This is a genomic window from Streptomyces sp. NPDC051561 (assembly GCF_044454195.1).
Lineage (GTDB): Bacteria > Actinomycetota > Actinomycetes > Streptomycetales > Streptomycetaceae > Streptomyces.
The window spans coordinates 1-15,874 of the sequence record NZ_JBITDM010000015.1 but is presented as its reverse complement, the minus strand read 5'-3'; the positions used below and the strand labels follow the sequence as shown (position 1 = coordinate 15,874).

Sequence of the window (15,874 nt, the reverse complement as noted above, 5' to 3'; positions counted from 1 at the left end):
GTGCCCGGCCTTCCGGCAAGTATGCGGGCGGCGAAGCGAGTTGGTGCTGGTGGGAGGGGCTCGACGTGAGGGGCGGGTCAGCCCGCGAGACCGGTGAGGACGACGGCGCCGGGGAGACGGCGCCGGGGAGCTGGGCGAGCGACCGCAACGACGTCACCCAGCTCATCCCGCTCCTCGAAGCCGTTCCACCGGTGAGCGGCAAGCGCGGTCGGCCCCGGCGCCGCCCAGGCCTCGTGCTCGGTGGCCTCGGCTACGACCACGACAAGTACCGCCGCGTCGTCCGGGCACTCGGTGTGAAGCCGGTGACAGCCCGCCGCGGCACCAAGCACGGCTCCGGCCCGGGCACCCAACGCTGGTTCGTGGCGCGCGCCTTCGCCCACTTGCACTGGTTCCGCCGCCTGCGCATCCGCTGGGAGATCCGCGACGACATCCACGAAGTCTTCCTGACCCTCGGATGTGCGCTCATCTGCTGGCGGCGACTTGCCGCCCTACCCTGACAGCATCGGAACCCAGTGATCCATCACCTGGCGCAGACGCCGACGGTGGTCAGCGATCCAGTCGTCCGGCGGGACGATCGGAACCCGCACGGTGACCATGGACCCGGACTCGTCCTCCACGACCACCTCCGGGCAGTCACGCTCGCCCGTGAGCTGGATGAAGAGGGACGGCCCTCTGCTCATCTCCATCCAGGCCACATCTTCCCCGGCGTCGAGCTGGTCCAGCGCGTTGGCCCAGCTCTCCAGCCTCGCAACGTACAACGCCAGATCGATACGACCGGACACGAAAGGTGTCTGGACGACGATCTCCGCGTCGAGCCCAGCGGCCCACCCGGGACTACGCCGCAGAACGTTGACCGAGACATTGTTGCCCTCGTCATCAGCGAGCGAGATGAGCTCTCTCGGGGGCCTGCCGCCCATAGCTGCCCTTTCGTCAGCGAGTACTGAGCGATCCTCGCCCAACCCGAGGGCATCCTTCATCTCATTTTGCTAGGAGTTCTCAGTGCGTTACACGCGGCAGCGGGCCGCATGCATCCGCTTCCCGTCGCCCCTGACGGGGCGCTCCCGGGGATAACCCCGACCCGGCGTGCGGTGCCGCTCAGGGGGCACCGAGGGATCGTCTCCTCCTCGACGACGACCTCGATCGAACCATCGGAGTTCAGGATGGATCACGTCAACTCCGGCGTAACTCAATGCACTTGGAGCCTCCGTGACCCGTCGCACCCGCACCGCCCTTGCCGCCGCTCTCCTGCTCGGCCTCACGGCCGGCCCTCTCGCGGCACCCGCTCTCGCCCAGGGGAGGCCCGCCGTGGCCGAGCAGAGAGGCCCGGACCGTACCGCCCTGAAGGAAGCGCTCAAGGGGCTCCCCGACGCCCAGGCCACTTCCGCGATCGTCCGCGTCGGCGGCCACGGCACTTGGCGGGGCAGCGCCGGCGTCCGGGACATCCGTACCGGAGCGAAGGTCATCGGCAACGCCCGCTTCCGGGCCGGTTCCACCACCAAAGTGGTCACCGCCGCCCTCGTCCTGAAGCTCGCGGCCCAGGGCAGGATCGACCTCGACGGCACCGTGCAGCACTACCTTCCCGGGCTGCTCACCGGGGATTTCGCGCCCATCACCGTACGGCAGCTGCTCAACTACACCAGCGGCCTCCAGCCGGGGAAGTCCCTCGGAGACACCGTCGACGAGGCGTACCGGCACCGCTTCGAAACCCTCACCCCCGAGGAGGTCGTCGCCGCCTCGGTGGCGAAGGGGCCCCGCCATGCACCCGGTGCGGAGCAGCACTACGGCAACCACCACTACCTCGTGCTCGCCATGCTCGTGGAGGAAGTCACCGGCGACACCTACGCCCACCAGGCGCAGGTGCGGGTCCTGCGGCCGCTCGGCATGCGCGACACCTCCTTTCCGGTCGGGGGCGACCCTCGCATCCATGGCCCCCACAACCGCGGGTACGAGGACATGGAAGGCCGCCTCGTCGACGTCACCGAGTGGAACGTCTCCGACCGCTGGGCCGCGGGCGACATGATCTCGACGCTGCCGGACCTGGAGAGGCTGATGGTGGGACTGTTCGACGGCAGGTTCCTGCCGAAGGCCCAACTCGACGAGATGTTCGCGGTCCCCGATCTGCCGGGCGCACGGTACGGGGCCGGACTGGAGAGGATCGTGGTGAACGGCCGTGAGGTCTGGGGCAAGACCGGTGCCCGCCCCGGTTACCACACAGTCGTCGCCGCGACGCGCGACCTGTCCCGGACCCTCGTCTACTCCGTTACCGCCACCGACGCCCACACCGACGGCCTCGCCCTCGCCCAGCGCTTCGCATTCCCGGCCTTCAACAGCTGAGGGGCGTGCGAGGCGAAGAGGAAGGGCGCTGAGCGGTCTGGGTCCAGGGCCTCACGGATGCACGGATGTGGTCGCGTTGGCAGGTCAGGGCCTCGTCGGCGGCCTGGCCGATGGCGTCGGTGCTGGTCTGGGAGCGCTGCGGGTAGTTCGTGTACTTCGCCTGACGCCAGATGAGTTCGATGTCGTTCAACTCCGGGCTGTAGGGCGGCAGGTGGAACAGCTGGATCCCGATCTTCGCCAGTTGCCGGCGGCGGCCCTTGAACGCCTTGGCCGTGTGGATGGAGGCGTTGTCGAGCACGACCGTGCATGGCCGGTGCCGTTCCCAGGTTCTCTCGCCCATTGCGAGTTGTTGCTTCCAGTCGATCGTTCACGGTTCGCCTGCCGTTCCCGCGCATCAGGCGACGTTGGTGGGAGGCTCCGGACGGGGCTGCGCTGGGTGTTGTTGTCGGTGCGCCGGTCCAGCTCGGTGCGGAGTTCGTGGATGACCCGGGCATAGACGGCGACGCGCTCGCGAAGCCGGTCGTTCTGCTCCCGCTGGGCCCGGGCGGCGGCTTCGGCTTCCACTGCGCGAGCGCGCAGATGCTGGAACGCGGGTGGGATGCCGTTCGCTTCGGACTTTCGGCGGACGAATTCTTCCTTGAGGTCCACGTGCTTGTGCGTGAGGACCCAGCGCTTGACGCCCGCCTCGGCGGCAAGTTGCAGCGTGGTGAGCGCTCCAGTGGACCGGGTTGGACGACCGTCGAGGAGCCGTTGGATCGCTGCGGTGATGGCGTCGCGCTCGGCGTCGTGGTCAGTGGCCATCGTGGGGTTCTCCCGTCGATTCGTGGGCCGTGACGATGCGTTCCAGGCGGTCGAGCTCGTGCTGTTCGCGGGCATGGCGGAAGGCGGGAGCCAGCGGGTCGTCGATGAGCGGCCGTAGCTGCTCGATCTGGACGAGGACGTGTTCGATGTCGCGATCGGTCCGCGCGATGTTGACGCAGTTCGGGCGGCAGGAAGTTCGAGCGGCCGAACAACGCGTACACCAGCAGAGCCACGGGGGCCGTGCAGAACGCGTTCTGCGGAGGGAGACCGGCGATCTGCGCGTAGGCGACACTCTCGGGGACGATCAGCGCCCACGCGGTGAGTGCCCCCAGCACGTCCCCCCGCAGCAGGCCCGGACGGTAGCGCCCCAGCCAGCCTGCCACCTGCCTGTTCCGGTGTTCCTGTCCGGCCCTCACCCGGACGGCCCCGGAGAGTACGTCGTGAGCCCCATGGCCGGCTCCTTCACTGCGTCCGGGTCGGTGCCCGAAGGGCAGGGCTGCGGATGCGGCCCACGAAGTGGCGTGACATTTTGAAGCGATATGTGCGCTCTGTGCGAGGAGGTCGGTGTGTCGGAGCTGACGGTCGAGGAGGCGCGGCGGACTGCGGCCGAGGGGTGGATCTGGGGGTACGCGCTCCTGGAGAACTACCGGACGATGTACCCGCAGGCGGTCGACTCCGACGACCCCCGGTACGTGGGGGGCTTCGGGCGTTTCCGGCACTACTCGCAGCCCTTCACCGCGGCCAACACCGACGTGGTGACACCGAACAACGACACCCCCTACTCGTGGGCCTGGCTGGACCTGCGCACCGAGCCCTACGTGATCTCGGTGCCGGCCGTGGACCGGTACTACGTCCTGCCGCTGCACGACCTGGACACCTCCTACATCGGCTACATCGGCGCCCGGACGACCGGCTCGCAGGCGGGTGACTACCTGGTCGCCGGGCCCGGCTGGGACGGTGTCGTTCCCGAGGGCATCGCGGGCGTGCTGCGCGCCGACACGTTCCTGGTCGGCATCCTGGGCCGCACCTATCTGGCCGGCCCCGAGGACGTACCGGCCCTGCGGGCGATCCAGGAGCAGTACGTGCTGCGCCCGCTGTCGGAGTTCACCGACACCGCCGCACCCCACCCGGCCGACGAACCCGTGTGGCCGGCATGGTGGGAGGAGGACCTCGCGACCGTCGAGTTCTTCACCCTTCTCGACTTCCTGCTCCAGTTCTTCCCCGTCCTGGCCGGCGAGCGGGAGCTGCGGGACCGGCTCGCCGCGCTCGGTGTCACCGGCAGCGGCGAGTTCGAGCCCGCCGCCCTGACACCCGAGATCCGCGCCGCGGCCGAGCAGGGCATCGCGGACGCCCGCGCACACCTGGAGGAAGCGAAGAAGGACGCCGTCGACTCCACTCACTGGTTCGGCATCCGCGCCGAGCACGGCGACGACTACCTGACCCGGGCGGTGGGCGTCGACAAGGGCCTGTACGGCCTGCCGGCGGCGGAGGCGTGGTACGCGGGGTGGGCCCAGGACGACCAGGGCAACCGGCCGCCGAACGCCTCCACGCACGACCACGTGATCCACTTCGCCCCCGGCGCGCTGCCGCCGGCCCGCTACTTCTGGTCGGCCACCATCTACCGGCTGCCCGAACGGCTTCTTGTCGCCAACGAGATCGACCGCTACTCGATCGGCGACCGCACCCCCGGACTGGTCCACGACGACGACGGCGGCCTCACCCTCCACGTGAGCAAACACCGCCCGGCCGACCCGGAGCAGGAGGCGAACTGGCTGCCGGCCCCCGACGGGCCCTTCACCATCGCCATCCGCGTGTACGGCCCGGAGACCTCAGTCCTAGACGGATCCTGGACCCTGCCCGCCCTGAGCGTCGACGCCTGACAGGAGCCAACCATGACCAGCAAAACCCCCCCGAGCAGTCCGGCCGACACCGACAGTCTCGCCGATCTGGCCGCCGACGCGTACGTCTACGGCTACCCCCTCGTCTTCGACGTCTCCATGATCTCCGCGTTCATGCACCAGGGCTTCGGCTCGCTGGCGCCCACCCCCTTCAACCAGTTCGGGCACTCCACCAAACTGGCCACCCCCGACGCCCACTTCGTGTCCGTGAACAACGACACCGTCTACTCCATCGCCCAGGTCGACCTCTCCGGCGGCCCCATCCTGCTCCACGTCCCCGACACCGCCGGCGCCTACTACGTCCTGCAGTTCGTGGACGTCTGGAGCAACAACTTCGCCTACCTGGGAAAACGCGCCACCGGCACGGAAGAAGGCGACTGGCTCATCGTCCCGCCCGGCTGGTCCGGCACCGCACCCGACACGGTGCGCGGGGTGATCGAAGCACCGACCGCAGTGATCTCCATCGTGGGCCGCAACGCCTGCGACGGCCCCGACGACATGCCCCGCGTCCACGCCCTGCAGCAGCGGCTCACCCTCACCCCGCTGGACACAGCCACCCACCGCACGGGCCTGCCCGCACCGGATCCCGCCGTGCCCGAGGAACTGCGCTTCTACGAGCAGCTACGCCTCTGGATGGCGAGCTTCCCGCCCGCCGGCCCCGACCAGGACTACCAGGAACGCTTCCAACCCCTGGGGCTGCTCGAAGAGGGCCCCACGCCGTACGTGAACGCCGGCCCCGCCCTTGTCAAGGCCCTCACCGAGGGGCTGGCGGCCGGTAAGGCGCGGGTCGAAGCCGCGTCGAATCCCCCGGACGACGACGGACGTCCGCCGGGCGCCTGGGAGGCCAACCCGCACCTGTTCGACTACAACCTCGACCACCTCGGCACCGGGACGATCGACGCGCTGCAGTGGAAGATCGCCGACCGCGAAGCGTCCTACCTCCTACGGGCCGCCGCGGCGCGGGCCGCGCTGTGGGGCAACCACGGGTACGAGGCGGTGTATGCGCACACCTTCACCGACTCCGACGGCGAACAGCTGAACGGCTCCCGCTCCTACACCCTGCGCTTCGAGCAGCCGCCGCCCGTGGAGTCGTTCTGGTCGGTGACCATGTATGACACCCCCGACTACTACCTCGTCGCCAACCCCGCCGGCCGTTACTCACTCGGCGACCGCACCCCCGGCTTGGTGTACGACGAGGACGGCTCGCTGACCGTCGTCATCCAACGGGAACGGCCCGACAGCCCGGCCGAGGCAGCGAACTGGCTGCCCGCCCCGGAAGGCGACTTCCGGCCCATGATCCGCCTCTACACCCCCGGGCAGTCCGTCCTCGACGGCACCTACCAGCTGCCGCCCATCGTGGCGAAGGGCTAAGGCCACCGTGGGAGACGCCATCGGGCAGATGCTCGCCTCGGCGGTCGGCATCGCCATCAGCCCCCTGCCGCTGATCGCCGTGATCCTCATGCTGGCCACCCCAAAGGGCCGGGGGAACGGCATCGCCTTCACGGCGGGCTGGCTGGTCTCGCTCGCCGTGCTCGTCACGGTCGTCGTCCTCGCCGGCTCGGGAGGAGACGCCTCCGGTGACCATGACGGTCCTGCCTCCTGGACGCTGTGGCTGAAGCTGGGCCTGGGCATGCTCTTCCTGCTCATGGGCGTCAAACAGTGGAAGGGCCGGCCGAAAGAAGGCCACGCGGCCGAGCAGCCGGGCTGGATGAAAGCGATCGACACCTTCACCCCCGGCAAATCGGCCGGACTCGCCGCCGCGCTCGCCGTCGCCAACCCGAAAAACCTAGTCCTGGCCGTCGGTGGCGCCGTCTCCATCGCCGCGAGCACGGCCTCGACGGGCGGGAAGACAGCCGCCGCCGTCCTCATGGTGCTGCTCGCGTCCCTGTGCACCCTGCTACCGCTCGGCCTTTACCTCCTCGGCGGCCGGAAGTCGGCGAAAATGCTCGGCGAGTGGAAGGCATGGATGGCCGCCCACAACACGGCCATCATGACCACCGTGCTGATCATCCTCGGCGCGAAGTACATCGGCGACGCAATCAGCGGGCTGACAGGCTGAACGCCCTGACAGCAGCGCGCGGCAGGCGATCGTGCAGGGCGCGGACAATGCCAGCGCCACGCGCCAGACCGCCCCACTCGTCAGAAGGTGGTAGTCACCAACGCTCGCCCCTCTCCCGTCGGCTGTGGCCCTGACCCTGCCGTGCCGGTCGCAGGCCACGGCACGGCCGCACTTGCGGGACAGCCCTTCCAGCAACAGTTGCTTGTGGCTAGAGACTTCGACCGGGACGTCAGCTACCTACTGAGGCTGACCCGCTAACCGGCCTCGCCGGCAGCTCCTCCCAATCTCGGCGAGTCCCGGTGAAGATCCTCCCGGAGAGTCCCTTCGATTGTCTGTGTGTCACGCCCGCCAGATCGACGTGTCCGCTACCGACCGCCGGCGGCTTAAGCAGATCGCCTACTCCCACACCGCCCCTCACCAGCTCGTGATCCGAGTCCGGATCGTGCTGGATGCCGCGCACGGCTACTCCAACGCGCGCATAGCCCAGCGTCGAGGCGTGCACATCGACACGGTCCGGCTGTGGCGGGGCCGCTACGACAGCGAGCAGGGCGTCAAGAGCCTGGCCGACCGGCCCCGCCCAGGTCGCCCGCCGACGTTCGGCCCGCTGCAGCGGGCCGAAATCAAAGCGCTGGCCTGCCAGTTACCGGCCGAGAGTGGTGTGCCGCTGTCGCGCTGGAGCTGCGGCGACCTGGCACGAGAGGTCGTCGCTCGTGGCCTGGCGACGGCGATCCCGACCTCCACCGTGCGCCGCATTCTGGCCACCGACGCGCTCAAGCCCTGGCAGTACCAGTCGTGGATCTTCATCCGGGACCCGGCCTTCGCGTCCAGGGCCGCCCGCGTGCTGGACCTGTACGCCCGTGTCTGGGACGGCCTCCCGCTCGGCGCGGACGAGTACGTGATCAGCGCTGATGAGAAGACCTCCATCCAGGCCCGCTGTCGCTGTCACCCCACCCTGCCACCCGGCACCTCCCGGATGATGCGCGTCAACCACGACTACGACCGCGGTGGCGCGCTGGCCTACCTGGCCGCCTACGACGTCCACACCGCTCGCGTGATGGGCCGCTGCTCGGCCAAGACCGGGATCGTCCCGTTCATGGGTCCGGTAGAAAAGATCATGACGAGCGAGCCATACGCCTCGGCCAAGCGGGTGTTCTGGGGCGTCGACAACGGCTCCTCCCACCGCGACAAGGCCGCCGCCGACCGGTTGGCCGAGCGCTTGCCCAACGCGGTCATGGTGCACACGCCCGTGCACGCCTCCTGGCTCAACCAGGTGGAGATCTTCATTTCCATCGTGCAGCGCAAGGTCATCACGCCCAACGACTTCACCAACCTTGACCAGGTCGAAGACCGGCTGATCGCCTCGAGCGTCGTTACAACGAGACCGCCCGGCCCTTCCGATGGAAGTTCACCCTGCCCGACCTCAAGGACCTGCTGGTCCGGATCGAGCGGCACGAACAGAAAGAGTTGAACTCCCAACAGCCCCTTGGCTGCGATCAACAGCCTGCCCTGCTCGACCAGGCCGCGTAACCCCCGAAGGACTTACGCGCTCAACCGCTTAGCCAATCGCCCACGGCTGCGCACGCCGCCCGCGACGCCGGCGCGTACCCCCTCCGTCAGGGAGCACAATTGCCAGCCCCTCCTTGCTCATTCGACGCCTCCCTCCCGGGGCCTCCCCTGGTGTTCTTCGGTCGCGCAGACAGCGTGGAAAGAGGGCAGTGTGGCGGTGTCGGCCGTACCTCGTGAGGGAGTACTCATGACGACAGACCAGAACCACCCCTCCACCGCCATCCCCGAGAGCGACGATGAGTCGCTGCCGGTTCTGGACGTCCCCGCTCCCGCGCCCCAGCGGCGCTGGACCGTGTTGCTGCGCTGGCTTTTGCTGATCCCCCAGTTCCTTGTGGTCTGGGCGCTCGGCATCGTGGCGTTCTTCGTTACGATCGCGGGCTGGCTCGCCGCCCTGTTCACGGGGCGGCTGCCCGACAGGATCTTCCAGTTCCTGAGTTCCGTGCTCGCCTACACGACGCGCGTTCACGCCAGTGCCGCGGTCCTCGTCGACCGCTATCCGCCCTTCTCGTTGACCGCCCCGGACTATCCGGTGCGGATCGAGGTGCGGCCCACCCCGCTCAACCGTCTCGCGGTGCTCTTCCGGCTGTTCCTGGTGATCCCCGCAGCGATCGTCGCCAGCCTCCTGCAGAGTGGCTGGGCCGCGGTCAGCTGGGTGTTCTGGCTCGTCACCCTCGTTCTGGGTCGGCTGCCCGCACCGCTGTACGGTGCGACAGCGGCCGTCGTCCGGTACAACATGCGGCTGAGCGCCTACGCGTACCTGCTCACCCCGGCCTACCCCAAGCACCTGTTCGGGGAGGCCCGTCCAGCCGCCTCCGCCCCTGTCCACTCCTCCGTCCACGCCTCCGCTCCTGCCGAGGAAGCGACCCGGTCCGGCACTCGGCCACTGGTGCTCGACACCACCGCCAAGGTCCTCCTCGTGCTGATCCTGCTGCTCGGCGTGGCCGGCCACATCGTCAATGCCACCACCGACTACGGACCTAACCACCGCAACGGCTACTCCTTCACCCCCTGAACTCCCGGGCGCAGGGGCCCGGACCGAGCACACCTTCGCCCGGACGAAGAACTCCTCGATGCTTTCCGCGGTCACCCCCTGCCTGTACACCGAGATGTCCAGGTAGGGGTCGAGCTCGTACATGCGCCGCGCGCAGATGTCGGTCTTCGACTGCGATCGCGTGGCCGGCACCACCGAGCGCGGGCAACGACCTGTGGTACTCGGTGAAGGGCCACTGATTGGCGGAGCGTAGCCCGTTGGCTCACGGATGGGTGGACCAGTGGTGGACGCTGGCGCGGGTCAAGACGCTGATCGGCCGGCTGTTCCGTGTCTCGTACACGGTCGAGGGCACCTGGCGGCTGCTGAAGCGGCACGGCTGGAGCTGGCAGCAGCCCGCTCGACGGGCGATCGAGCGCGAGGCGACGCGGTCGAGGTGTGAAGGAAGGAGACCTGGCCGCGGGTAAGAGCATCGCGGCGGAGCGCAACGCCTCGATCGTTTTCGAGGATGAGGCTGGGCAGTCGATGACTCCGCCGCGTGCCAGGACCTGGGGCCGGATCGGCCGGACCCCGGTGGTGAGGGTGGCGGGCAGGGGCTCGGGGCGGGTGTCGATGGCGGGCGTGGCCTGCTGCAAGCCGGGCGAGCGGTCCAGGTTGATCTACGCGATCCGCGAGTACCGGGGCCGTAAGGACGAGCCGAAGGGCTTCGGCTGGCGCGACTTCCGTTACCTGATCGTCCGCGCCCGCATCCAGCTCGGCGGACCGATCGTGCTCGTCCGGGACAACGTCCGCCTCCACCTGACGGCCGGCATGCGCGAATTCATCAACGCGAACGCCCAGTGGCTCACGGTGTTCCGGCTGCCCGCCTATGCTCCGGACCGCAACCCGACCGAGGGCGTGTGGTCGCTGGTCAAGCGTGACGTCGGCAATCTCGCCGCGGCCGACCTCAGCCAGATCACCCGCGCTGTGAAGCGCAAACTGAAGATGCTGCAGTACCGACCGGAGGTCATCGACGGCTGCCTCGCCGGTACCGACCTGCCCCTGGACCTGTGAGCGCCGGGCCGGCGAACCCGAAATTGATCGAAGCCCAGAGCCGCTGGTCAACTGCGTTGGCGGCATGACTGACAGCCTGCCCGAGACGTAGCAGACGTGCTTGACCTCGTCCTGAACCCGGACGAGCCCGCTCACGTCGCCCCCCGGCAAGTGCGGGTGCGGCACTGCCTACTTTGAGCTCGATACCGATGTGGTGGAGAGCGCGCCAACAGGCCCCGGCACCGCCGTGGCTGCCGACGTACAACTGTTCACCGAAACCGGCGAGTGCCCGGGCGAGGTCCTGGTCTGCGCGCAAGGCCGGTACCTCTCATGGCTGGAAGTCTCCTCCTGGAGCGATGACGTCGAGGTGAACCTCGCCTCGGCACGGCGAGCCGGCGTCCTGAACCCAAGCCGGCAGCATCCGGCGCTCTCGGATCCCGACGGCGTCACCACGAGCCGACCGACATCACAAGTTCAAGTTCAGCAGCTCGTAGGACTGGTCGTGGACAACAGTGTCCGTCGACTCGTTGGGGTCGCCGGCTCGGTGGTGGACGTTCTGATGGCACAGGGAGGCACTACTCCGGCCCGGTGTTGCTTGACCCGGCTGCAGGATTGTCCGACAGCGGAGGGGCCGGTGGGCGGCGGAGGGTAGCCATGAGCACGGCGACGGCCCCGAGCAGCGCGCCCAGGCCGGCGCCCAACGCACCGAGTGTTCTGACGATCTCCCACGCTGTACTCTCCGCCGGGCGGCAGCCCGGGTCGCACACCCACGGCCGGGCGCCGTCCGTCCGCGCGGTCGCGAGAGCGGCCAAGCCCAGCAGCAACAGGGCGACGCCGGACCAGAACATTCTTCGGGCGGCTGCCTCGTACCGTCGCGAGCGAGTGTCGACCATGCCAGCCACGGTCCCACCCCGGAGAACGGGTCAGCAATGGTGCGGATCCAAGAAGACTGCCCGACGCAGGACATGGCCGCGCTCCTGCAACACAAGCATGACCATCGGCGTGAGAAAGGCCAGAGATCCGCAGGCCACGGTGTCGTCATGTGGCGAGCGTTCTGAGATCCCACACTTGGCCCGGTGCCGCGCGGCGGCGCGCGGAAGACAGGCGACAGCCTGCACCGACGTAATAGTGCAGCCCGGCGGCACCATGCGGCTTCAGGAAATGGCCACTGCCGGGCACCTTCAGGGTTGCCGCCCCGCCCCTGTCACGCTCCGTTGCCGAGGTGGGAAAAGGCCGACAGCCGGCCTCGACCAGACCCCGTTGTCGTAGATCTCCCCGGGACATGGCCGTGTCGAGTCCGCGCAGTCGGGTGCACGGGGTGGATTGAGACGCCCGGCGTATGACTTTGTGCCATTTCTCAGCAACCCACCGTCACGGCCTGACTCGCCTCGCTAAACAGAGGGGTCAAGGTGGGCGGTTTCGGGGGAGGGCCTGGTGATTCTGACCATCAACCTTGCGGTGCTGCTGGCTGTCGTCGTGTACTTCCGGCTCAAACGGCGCACCCAGGCACGCAGTCGGGTCGAGGAACGGACGACCGCGCTGATCGTCCTGGTCCTCGGGATCCTGATCGCGCCGACACCCGTCGGGCAGGGCATCGGGGACTTCCTGAAGCAGCTCGCGCAAAGTGTCACCCAGAGCAGCCAGTGAGTGCCCCCGCCCGCCGAAGGCGGCCGGCAAGGAAACGGCGGGCCGGTGCGCGGCCGCGGCCGCGCACCTCCGGCAAACGGCGCCAGCGCGAGAACGAGCAGCTGATCGGCATCGTCGTGGCCGGGCTCGTGGGCGCGGGCCTGGTGGTGTCGGCGGTGAACTGGCTGCTGGCGAACTGGTGGCTGCTCGTCATCCTGGGAGTGACGGCCGCGGGGGCCGGCAGTGTCTGGCTGCACCAGCGACAGCAGCGGGCCCGCTGGGACGCCGTGCAGGCACAGGCGCTGCGGTACGCGATGCCCCACCTTGACGCACTGCACCACTCCCGGTTCGAGGACGCAGTCCGGGACCTGATGTTCCGCGACGGGTGCCGGGACGCGGTCCGCGTGGGCGGCGGCGGGGACCAGGGCGCCGACGTGAAGGCCACCGACCCCTACGGCAGGCTGTGGGTCATCCAGTGCAAACACCGCCGCCAGGGCCTCGCCGGATCCGCCGTCGGCACCCCCGACCTCCAGGTCCTCAACGGGACCGCCCGCCCGGTGCACCACGCCGACATCGCGGTCATCGTGACCAACGGGCGGGTCACCGCACCCGCGGTGACCTTCGCCCAGCAGCAACGACTCCACGTCGCCGACCGCCACACCCTCGCCGCCTGGGCCTCCGGGTCCCGACCCCTGTGGGAACTGCTCCCCGCCGTACCCCGGCCCCGCAAACCCGGTGCTCTGTCCTGAGCCCCGCGCATCCCGATCGGCACGCATCGGCCCCCGGTACGACGTGGGAACACCCTCAAACGCCCTGCGACCGAGACCGAACGCGATCGAAAGGGACCGCAGCGATCACAACCCCGCAGCACAGAGAGTGACCGATCGATGTCAGGGAACAAGCCGAGGTATCGGTACCTCTACGGGTTCCCGCTCGATCCCTTCCCCCCCCCCGGGCTCCTTTCGCTGGGCTGTCCGGCGTCAGCTGTCCTCGGTGCCCATGGCCTCGAAGGTCTCGCGCATCAACTGGTCGATGGTTCCCGGCTTCTCGGCCAGGGAGTCGAAGAGATCGGCGAGCAGCCACAGCACGAAGCTGTGGACCATCGCCTCCTTCGACTCGATCTTCCCGAACTGGTCGCGCCAGGCCACGGTGTCCATGCCCATCGCCGCGGCCATGAGGACACCGGTGGCCATCGGCACCTGCTCCGGGTCGGCCATCTCGAAGGAGGGCAGCTTGCGGATCACGGCGGGGATGAGGTCGTTGAGCGGATCGAGCCGCTTCCCGCCGCCGGGCGGCTCCGCGATCAGGTACCCCGTCAGGACCCCCACCAGGAACACCGTGCCCCGGGAGACCTCCTCGCGCCCGACGGAGTCCATCACGGCCGTCACCCGCTGCTGCGCCCGCTGCCGCTCCTCAGCGGGCGTCCGCTTCTCCAGGATCCGATAGGCGTCCCACGCCGCACGAACCGCCTCATCAACCACCACGCCGTCGCTGCTCATGAAGGCGACCGTAGGCGAGACGACGCGATACGCGAAGTCGGGATCAACCACCTTCTCCGGATTGGACGAGTCCGTTTCCCTCGAAGCCCTGACTACCGAACAGCCGCAGGGAACCAAGGAGCGTCGCGACCGCGCCGGATCGGGGTCTGATGCAGGTCTGGGCGGCAGGTTGGCCTTCCCCATGGGCTCCCACGCGTTGCCGACTTCCTCGAAGGTCTGTCCGGTGAAGGTGTTCACGGTGAAGACGGTCCGGTCGACGTGGATGGGCACCCGGTAGAGGTCCACGAGCACCGACGCGTCGTCGCCCCCCTGTCCGGCGCCGTCCACGCGGTTGTCTCTCGTGCGGGTGGCGGAGCCGTCGTCACTGATGAGGTGTTGGAAGAAGATGACGTCCACGGGCTGGCCCGCGGTGTCCGGCCGCAGCGGGCCCGACGGGCTTTCCTCACCCAGGTCGCCATGGCGGGCCGTCACCCGTACCTCGCCTCCGCCCTGATCGGGCAGCCGCCCGAGCTGAAGGGTTCATCGGAAACGCTCTTTGCCCGCATCCTCACCAAGATCCTTCAGCCCGACGACATCGGAGCGGGCCTTCTTCCGGCCCGGACCGCTGTTGGCCCGGGCTGGTTCGCGCCCGCCTGGTCCGGAGCCTGGCGTGGAGAAGCGCGCATTGAGCCGCTCCGGTCAACGGTCGGTGCCGGGGGAGTCCGTGGGGCGGCAGCCGCGCCTTGTCGGGTGGTGTTCAGGGCCCGTTGGGTGAGTCCTGGAGGGTGCGGAAGTCGTCGTAGAAGGCTGGATTGTGGGCCATCCTGCCGTCGGGGGAGGGGCGGGCAGTACGGTTGGCGTAGAGGCTGTTGAGCAACCACGGCGTCTTCTTCGGCCCGATGTCGCGGGTCATGGCCGGCCCTTGGACGCTGCCGTAGGTGGGCACGGTCAGGCGCCCGGTGGCACGGAACTGCTGTACCTGGGTGGTCAGGTAGTCCTGGTGCGAGGTGAACCAGGGGCTGTTCATCAACAGGTCGTGCCACTGCTGCCGCGGTACAGGATGCGCGGCGGCGTCCCGTACCTCCTGCCACGTAGGGGTGGTGGCGGGCACGTGGTAGCGGTCGGCGTAGCCGGCGGGGACGGGGTCGCACCAGTGTTGCTTCCACCAGTGCACCAAGGAGAACTCGGTGGCCAGGAAGCGCTGGTCGGGGCGGATGCGGGGCAGTACGTAGTCCGTGAAGGTCTTGGCCTGCTCGATGGAGGCGACGTGCGGGTGGATGTCGACGCCGTCGATCTCGGGGCTGTTCCTGACGTGGTCCAGCCATCCGTCGACGGCGGGCGTGCGCCAGGCGGGGTCGTGGAGGCGGTTGAGTGCGCCCAAGTAGAGGTGGGTGCGGCAGTCGGATCCGTAGCGCTTGGTGCGCTCGGCGATCACGTGCGCGGTGACGGCCTGGTAGAAGGGGTTCAGGAGAGCGGCACGGTCCAGGTCGCGGGTTTCAAGGAACGGCTCGTTGTCGATGACCAGGATGCCGACCTTGTCCAGGACGGCATCAAGGACTCTGTCGATACGGGCGAGTTCGGCGACCATCGGGCCGGTGCCAGGCTGCGGGAGCGGCCTCTTCTGATACGGGAACTTCAGCGACAGCACGGTGTGGTAGCCGGATCCTGCGAACGCCAGCAGGGTTCGGACCGCAGGGTGCAGGGATGCCTGCACGGAATCCAGGTCGCTCATGGGGGACGAAGCCGCGCACCCACTTCGCGCGCAGGCCGTCGAGGACCTGGACGATTCTCTTCTCGGGGCCGAAGCCAGGTGCCGTTCAGTCACATGTCGCGTGTCAGCGCGGCCGGCGCGCTCTCTGCCGCCGTGACCGTCGCGTCCACTGAGGGGATTGGGCAGTGGGGCACGGGGGCAATCTCCGTTCTGCGGACCCTCGGCCGAGGTGGAGCCTTTGTGGCGTAAGCAACCACTGTCCGAGAGCAGGGAAGACTTCAGGGGCGGAGTTGGTGCAGAGTGGAACGGCGCTTGTCGGTTGCGACGCACTGGGGCAGCTTCATAGCCGTGGTCGATTCCGGTCGGTTGGTGCGTATCGAG

General features: G+C 68.8%; 14 protein-coding genes and 3 pseudogenes. 12 read left to right on the top strand and 5 right to left on the bottom strand.

The genetic code is table 11. From position 1 onward, the window contains the following. Positions 1 to 140: 140 nt before the first annotated feature. Positions 141 to 497, top strand: a pseudogene (locus ACIA73_RS27965) (IS5/IS1182 family transposase); the annotation flags it as partial. Here ACIA73_RS27965 and ACIA73_RS27960 read toward each other — a convergent pair. Further along, on the bottom strand, positions 489 to 977 hold the full coding sequence (locus tag ACIA73_RS27960) for a DUF5959 family protein (RefSeq protein WP_399441524.1): 489 nt from the start codon (positions 975 to 977) through the stop codon (positions 489 to 491). The pseudogene ACIA73_RS27965 and the gene ACIA73_RS27960 overlap by 9 nt on opposite strands. A gap of 229 nt (positions 978 to 1,206) precedes the next feature. Here ACIA73_RS27960 and ACIA73_RS27955 point away from each other — a divergent pair, with 229 nt between their 5' ends. Next, positions 1,207 to 2,334: a serine hydrolase domain-containing protein gene (locus tag ACIA73_RS27955; RefSeq protein ID WP_399441523.1), complete on the top strand. Its 1,128-nt coding sequence runs from the start codon at positions 1,207 to 1,209 to the stop codon at positions 2,332 to 2,334. On the opposite strand, the gene ACIA73_RS27950 is transcribed toward ACIA73_RS27955, so the two are convergent. After that, a complete protein-coding gene (locus ACIA73_RS27950) occupies positions 2,324 to 2,674 on the bottom strand; it encodes a transposase (RefSeq protein ID WP_399441522.1) in 351 nt (116 codons plus the stop codon). The two genes, ACIA73_RS27955 and ACIA73_RS27950, sit on opposite strands and share 11 nt — an antisense overlap. Before the next feature lie 137 nt (positions 2,675 to 2,811). Here ACIA73_RS27950 and ACIA73_RS27945 point away from each other — a divergent pair, with 137 nt between their 5' ends. Next, complete coding sequence (locus ACIA73_RS27945) at positions 2,812 to 3,168, top strand: hypothetical protein (protein WP_399441520.1); 357 nt, start codon at positions 2,812 to 2,814, stop codon at positions 3,166 to 3,168. A gap of 176 nt (positions 3,169 to 3,344) precedes the next feature. Here ACIA73_RS27945 and ACIA73_RS27940 read toward each other — a convergent pair. Further along, positions 3,345 to 3,470 (bottom strand): annotated as a pseudogene (locus tag ACIA73_RS27940) (hypothetical protein); the annotation flags it as partial. A gap of 231 nt (positions 3,471 to 3,701) precedes the next feature. On the opposite strand from ACIA73_RS27940, the gene ACIA73_RS27935 reads away from it, so the two are divergent. The 9 genes from ACIA73_RS27935 to ACIA73_RS27895 all read left to right on the top strand — a co-directional run bounded on the left by ACIA73_RS27935 (position 3,702) and on the right by ACIA73_RS27895 (position 13,053). Continuing rightward, complete coding sequence (locus ACIA73_RS27935) at positions 3,702 to 5,015, top strand: DUF1254 domain-containing protein (protein WP_399441519.1); 1,314 nt, start codon at positions 3,702 to 3,704, stop codon at positions 5,013 to 5,015. Positions 5,016 to 5,027: 12 nt separating this feature from the next. Beyond that, a complete protein-coding gene (locus tag ACIA73_RS27930; RefSeq protein ID WP_399441518.1) occupies positions 5,028 to 6,404 on the top strand; it encodes a DUF1254 domain-containing protein in 1,377 nt (458 codons plus the stop codon). 7 nt (positions 6,405 to 6,411) lie between these two features. Continuing rightward, positions 6,412 to 7,092 carry a GAP family protein gene (locus ACIA73_RS27925; RefSeq protein WP_399441517.1) on the top strand — a complete coding sequence of 227 codons (681 nt, stop codon included), beginning with the start codon at positions 6,412 to 6,414 and terminating at the stop codon, positions 7,090 to 7,092. 358 nt (positions 7,093 to 7,450) lie between these two features. After that, on the top strand, positions 7,451 to 8,560 hold the full coding sequence (locus ACIA73_RS27920) for an IS630 family transposase (RefSeq protein ID WP_399441516.1): 1,110 nt from the start codon (positions 7,451 to 7,453) through the stop codon (positions 8,558 to 8,560). Between the two features lie 285 nt (positions 8,561 to 8,845). After that, positions 8,846 to 9,670 (top strand): DUF4389 domain-containing protein, encoded by an 825-nt coding sequence (locus ACIA73_RS27915; RefSeq protein ID WP_399441515.1) that lies wholly within the window; start codon positions 8,846 to 8,848, stop codon positions 9,668 to 9,670. A 236-nt stretch (positions 9,671 to 9,906) separates the two neighbouring features. Further along, positions 9,907 to 10,113, top strand: a complete 207-nt coding sequence (locus tag ACIA73_RS27910; protein WP_399441514.1) for a winged helix-turn-helix domain-containing protein — start codon at positions 9,907 to 9,909, stop codon at positions 10,111 to 10,113. Between the two features lie 58 nt (positions 10,114 to 10,171). Beyond that, positions 10,172 to 10,699, top strand: coding sequence for a transposase (locus ACIA73_RS27905; protein ID WP_399441690.1), 528 nt, complete (start codon positions 10,172 to 10,174; stop codon positions 10,697 to 10,699). A gap of 1,416 nt (positions 10,700 to 12,115) precedes the next feature. Further along, complete coding sequence (locus ACIA73_RS27900; RefSeq protein ID WP_399441689.1) at positions 12,116 to 12,325, top strand: hypothetical protein; 210 nt, start codon at positions 12,116 to 12,118, stop codon at positions 12,323 to 12,325. Further along, positions 12,322 to 13,053 carry a restriction endonuclease gene (locus ACIA73_RS27895; protein WP_399441513.1) on the top strand — a complete coding sequence of 244 codons (732 nt, stop codon included), beginning with the start codon at positions 12,322 to 12,324 and terminating at the stop codon, positions 13,051 to 13,053. The genes ACIA73_RS27900 and ACIA73_RS27895 overlap by 4 nt, the downstream gene beginning before the upstream one ends. A gap of 939 nt (positions 13,054 to 13,992) precedes the next feature. On the opposite strand, the pseudogene ACIA73_RS27890 reads toward ACIA73_RS27895, so the two are convergent. After that, a pseudogene (locus ACIA73_RS27890) lies at positions 13,993 to 14,205 on the bottom strand (TerD family protein); the annotation flags it as partial. 334 nt (positions 14,206 to 14,539) lie between these two features. After that, positions 14,540 to 15,514, bottom strand: coding sequence for a hypothetical protein (locus ACIA73_RS27885; RefSeq protein WP_399441512.1), 975 nt, complete (start codon positions 15,512 to 15,514; stop codon positions 14,540 to 14,542). Positions 15,515 to 15,874 lie beyond the last annotated feature (360 nt).